The following is a 531-nucleotide window of genomic DNA, read 5'->3' as shown; positions in this document are numbered from 1 at the left end:
GACCTACGCCCGGCTCAACGGACGCCTGCAATCCCTGCGGACCCACGTCACCGAGGCGATCGGACGACCCCGCAAACCCCACAACGGCAAAGGCGAAGCCGCGATCGACCTCTCCGCCGGGCACGACGGAGAACCCCTGCTGGCCGGCACCTACGTCGACTACGACCCCTCACCCCGCGAATACGACCTCGCCCTCGCCCAAACCGTCCTGCGGGTCCACAACCGGGTCACCGACCTCTACAACCAGCCGATGAACCAGCTCCACCAGCAACTGCGGCTCACCGTCGAAGCATTGCGGGAACGGCAAGAACACGACCTGATCAACAACACCGACTTCGGGCTCCTGCACAACGCCGGCCTCAAACAACGACTCACCACCCGCACCGGCCCACCCACCCCACTGGACATGGACGACCTGCTCTGCCGGCGACGGAAAACGAAATTCTTCCTCGCCCACCCCCGCGCCATCGCCGCCTTCGGACGCGCCTGCACCGCACACCGGGTATATCCCGACATCACAGTCGTGGACGG

General features: G+C 65.9%; 1 pseudogene. It reads left to right on the top strand.

Going from position 1 to position 531, the window contains the following annotated elements:
• A pseudogene (locus ACLJQM_RS48220) lies at positions 1-531 on the top strand (Crp/Fnr family transcriptional regulator); the annotation flags it as partial.

It is taken from the genome of Amycolatopsis sp. cmx-4-83 (genome assembly GCF_046548815.1).
Taxonomy (GTDB): domain Bacteria; phylum Actinomycetota; class Actinomycetes; order Mycobacteriales; family Pseudonocardiaceae; genus Amycolatopsis; species Amycolatopsis pretoriensis_A.
This window is presented reverse-complemented; position numbering and strand designations above follow the sequence as displayed.